Here is a 4,678-nt window from a genome sequence, read left to right as displayed (position 1 = left end):
GATCAGGGGTCAAGCCCCGTGATCGTCTCACTAACGGCCAGTCCGATGGCGACAGCGGACGCGCCCCAGGCTGATGCAGCCAAGGCCATCACCACCAATCCAACACCAGCGCTACACAGCGTGGTGTTGAGCACCTGCCGATCGAGCCCCCCCGGGATCAGGATGTTTCGGATGAGCGGAGTCGACGCCGCGACCGAGAAGAAGGCGATCGCGAGATACACCATCGCAAGCTGGGTCGCAACGACGGCGCGACCGAAGAGGAGCGAGGTCGCGGGCACGCCGAAGACGGCGATCGCGATACCCCCCAGCAATCCGATCCCTAGCATCAACGCGATGGCGACAAAGTTGCGTCTGGCTCGGCTCGTATCGGTTTCCAGCACCCAGCCCTGTAGCGCGTTACCGCCGGCAACGACTGCGTAAAGCGAGTACCGATAGATGCGGTCGCCGGATGCGTATGCCGCCACACCAACCGAATCACCAAAGACCGAGGCGAAGGGAACCGGCGCGCTGGAGTAGAGGTTGCCGGTTGCCTCTATCGCCCACGCAGACCGGTTTCTTCGAATGTCCGCTCGCAGCACGGCGAACCCGCACCATCGAGGCACGGCCCTCCCAAAGAACCGCAAGTGGAAAGCGAGCAGCCCGAGGATCGGTGCAACGATGAGCCCGATGGCGTACGGCAGACCGTCGCGGACGAGCAGAACGAGCGGAATAGTGATCAGCGTCGTAGCAAGACGAGGCAATAGATCAAACATGGCGATCAGCCCAGGAGACGAGACGCCGACTCCATACCACGCAACCCCTAAGGCACCCAGCGCGGACGCGACTGCGAAGAGAATAGCCGTGTGCGCCTCATCGCCCGGGACGATCACGATGGCCACTGTTGCGACGACGGGGATCACAACTGCCAACGCCATCAAGCGCGCGTAGAACGATCGCGCGTACAGATCCCGGCGCACTTCAGGTTCGCGAGCCGTTGCCACCGTCGGAGTACCCAGAACGTTCCATCCGACGTAGGCAACCGCCGCACCGTACGAGCCCACCGCCTGCCCCACAGCGAGAGCGGCCCATCCCGCTGCGCCGTCGACGCGGGCGACGATGGGCAGCGCCAACAGTGGGATGACGAGGCTGAGCAGCGGCAGAGTAGTGAAGCCGAGCAACCGCCGCGCAACAGTGGTCACTGACGAACCAGACCGCGCTCGCTCGGCAGATGGAGGCATTCTCACCTCGCCTCTCGGCTCCCGGAGAGCCTCCGGGGATAGCGGCTCGACCCGCAGGTCCTCCCCAGGGCCGGCATCACCGAGTTGCTCCGCCGTGAGCGGCAGAGCCTCCGAGAGCTCCTGCACCCCCCGGGTGCTGAGTGGTAGCAACCCACTGCCTCACACGACTGGCGAAGGTCGCTGTGTCGAACTGGCCGGCCTGAGCGCGTGACTGCTCTGCGCTCAGGCTCACGGCGAGTTCCACCGCTGCGCTCAGCTCGTCGCGCTGCCAGTCATGCACGTGAACACCCGTCAGGCCGTGCACCACGGACTCCGCCGCACCCCCGACTGCATTCACGATGACAGGAGCTCCTGCGGCCATCGCCTCGACGGGTATGATCCCGAAGTCTTCGATCGGCGGGAACACCACCGCGCTGGCACTGCGATACAGTTGCGCCAGAAGTGCTCTCGACGGCCTGCCGACGAAAGTGACTCGCGCCGACGCGCGTTCCGCGAGCGACTCCAGTCTCGCCAGATCGGGCCCCTCCCCCGCGATCACGACGGGTATCCCCGTCGCAGCTCCGGTTTCGATCACGAGATCGATTCGCTTGTAGGGGATAAGTCTCGACACACCGAGCAGGTATTCGCGGGGCAACGCGTCGAACACCAGCTGTTCCTCGCCCGACAGCTCGATCGCATCGACACTATTGAAGTACTCGACGTCGACAGGTGGATAGATGACGGTGGATTCCCGCTCCCAGGCCGTCGCAATGCGCTCCGCGACGAAACCGCTGTTCGCGGCGATGGCGACGGGCTCCTGAGCACGCTTGCGGTCCAGCGGCTTGAGAATCCCCGCGACGGCCCGCGCGGGCAGGCTGTGACCACGACCGTCAAGCTCCGGCACCCAGACGTACCTCGCGGGCGTATGCGCGTAGACCAGCTTCGGCGCGTCGCGAGCCGGTCCTCGAAACCGCGCATGGTGAGCGAAGACATGGCTGCTCGTCAGTACCCACTCCGCGTCAACGGCGGGCAAGCTGCGCCACGCGATCGGCATCAGAGCGAGCGCCGCAGCTTTGTGGCCCTTCAGCGGCGTCCGCGCCAGCCATGTCTCGCCGACATCCGCGAATCGCCCGCCGCTCGAGTTCCAGAGACAGTAGCGATCTGCATCAGGGAAGACGCTGCTCAGTACCTCGAAGACATTCTCCGATCCACCCGTTTGAGCAAGCCACTCATGGACGATCACCCCAGCCATGCGACAGCACCCACCACTTTCTCCCCGGTGCCTTGAGCCTAGACGACGGGGCGCGTCGGCCTCGCATTGCTCGGAGTGGGAAGTCAGAAGAGCTCTCTCCGGTGCCGGACGCGCCTTAGGAATGCAAATCGCCAAGCGTGTTGCTCATAGACTCTGCTCGTGCATACTGTGAGCCCGTCGTCAAGGCGGCCTGACGTGCAGGGCCTTCGTGCTGTAGCGGTGCTCGCGGTGATCACCAACCATGCAATCGGGTGGCCGCACGGTGGCTTCCTGGGTGTCGACGTTTTCTTCGTCGTCTCGGGGTACATCATCACCGCTCTGCTGCTAAGAGAGCAGGAGCGCGCGGGACGCGTCTCGTTCGTCGACTTCTATAGACGGCGAGTCAAGCGCATCTTCCCCGCGTCCACGCTCGTCCTCGCGGTCACAGTCGCTGCTAGTTGGCTGGTTTTCGGCGGTGAGCGTGCCCGCGCGATCGCGCTGGATGCGATCGCCGCCCTGTTCTTTGTCGGGAACTGGCGGTTCGCTGCCGAAGGTGTGGACTACTGGGCAGATACGGGCGCCACCTCGCCCCTCCAGCACTATTGGTCACTCGGCGTGGAGGAGCAGTTCTATCTCTTCTGGCCTGCCCTCCTCGCAACTGCGGCGATCATCGCCGTCCGTGTACGCCTCCGGCCACTCACGGTGATCGCCGTTGCGCTGACAGCAGTGCTCCTTGCCTCGCTCGCTTGGGGATACGCGCAAACAGACTCGCAGCCGATGATGGCCTACTTTTCCTCGCTCACTCGAGCTTGGGAGCTGGCGCTCGGTGCGCTCATTGCGGTGGCTGCACCTCTCCTTGCACAGATGCGCGATCGATGGCGTGCGCCGATCGCCTGGGCTGGCATCGCTGTGCTCGTCATAGCGCTGCTGACGACGGGAGAAGGAAGTATGCCGGTGCCGGGCGCGCTGCCGGCGACGATTGCGACCGCGGCTATCATCATCGCCGGAACTGGCTCTCGCCCACCCGAGTTATGGCCCCTGACCAACAGGGTGGCCGTTAAGGTCGGCGACTGGTCATTCTCGCTTTACCTCTGGCATCTTCCAGTCATCGTCTTTCTGGGCGCGATCGTCACCGTGCATCAGCGCAAGTTCCTCGTCGCTGTCCTTGCAATCACAACACTGCTCGCGATCCTCACGTACTACCTCGTAGAGAATCCCCTACGTCGAGCACGCTGGCTCACTCGAGACAGTAAATGGAAGAACTGGGCGGCCACAGCAACGGCATCCTCCGCTGCGGTAGCCGTGATCGTTGGCGGCCTCATCGTTCTACCCGCGACGCCAAGCGTCGCCACTGCACCAGATAGCGCGGGGGCGTTCAACACCCAAGAGGAAGTCGACGCAGAGTTGCGGGAGGCGTTGGACCAGAAGCAATGGCCACCGCTTGTCCCGTCGATGGCCGACGTCGCAACCGCCGGACTACCCGAAGAGGACCAGGAAGGCTGCAGCCAGGTCGATCTCAACGATCCCGATGCTTGCAGCTTCACCCACGATGGAGCCACGCGCACCGCTGTCGTAATGGGCGACTCCACCGCGATCGTGCTGCTGCCGGCGATACGCGCGGCGCTCGGTGAGGATTGGAACGTCAAGGGCCTCATGATGGCGTCGTGTTCTCAGATCAACATACCTGTAGCGGACGAGAACGACGCCAGAATTGTGGCATGCAAGGCGCACCAGGCTGAGGCTCTCGCTCAGGCAAGCGAACGCCAGCCCGATCTCATCCTCGTCAGCGACCTGTACACCGGGGTCTACCAACTGGATCCACCCGCCGACCCCCTCACGGGCGGCGGGTCATATCGCTGGGCTCTGGCAACCGCGCACCTGGCAGCGCAGCTAAAGCAAATCACCGATCACGTCGTATTCCTTGCTTCACCATCTCTACGGACTGAGGAAGTCGACTGCGCTGTGGCCGGCAGCACACCCGCCGACTGCGTACACACCGTTAACGATGTCTACCGAGAGGTCATCGAGGGCGAGGCCGCCGCCGTGACCGCGATGGGAGCTGTTTACTTGACCACCGAAGAGTGGCTGTGCGTGGACGGACAATGCCCTGCATTCGCTGGATCAACACCGACCATGCGCGACGAGATGCACATCACGCGTCAGTATTCGGCGCGCCTAGCGCCGCTGCTGCACGAGCGACTCAACGACGCTGGATACCTTTGACGCCGCCGTGGGGCCTTGACCCCGGATC

At 64.0% G+C, this 4,678-nt stretch carries 3 protein-coding genes; 1 reads left to right on the top strand and 2 read right to left on the bottom strand.

The features are described from left to right. Positions 1-2: 2 nt before the first annotated feature. The gene (locus tag N4R40_RS11420) at positions 3-1,178 is read right to left on the bottom strand and encodes a polysaccharide biosynthesis protein (RefSeq protein WP_261607512.1); all 1,176 of its coding nucleotides are present in this window, start codon (positions 1,176-1,178) and stop codon (positions 3-5) included. A 115-nt stretch (positions 1,179-1,293) separates the two neighbouring features. Continuing rightward, positions 1,294-2,448, bottom strand: coding sequence for a glycosyltransferase (locus N4R40_RS11415; protein WP_261607511.1), 1,155 nt, complete (start codon positions 2,446-2,448; stop codon positions 1,294-1,296). Positions 2,449-2,607: 159 nt separating this feature from the next. Between N4R40_RS11415 and N4R40_RS11410 the strand changes: the two genes are divergently transcribed. Next, a complete protein-coding gene (locus tag N4R40_RS11410; protein WP_261607510.1) occupies positions 2,608-4,650 on the top strand; it encodes an acyltransferase family protein in 2,043 nt (680 codons plus the stop codon). The last annotated feature ends 28 nt before the right edge of the window (positions 4,651-4,678 follow it).

Source organism: Microbacterium memoriense, assembly GCF_025398275.1.
Lineage (GTDB): Bacteria > Actinomycetota > Actinomycetes > Actinomycetales > Microbacteriaceae > Microbacterium > Microbacterium memoriense.
Note: the sequence above shows the minus strand (reverse complement) of the source record. Positions and strands in the feature narration are given on the sequence as shown.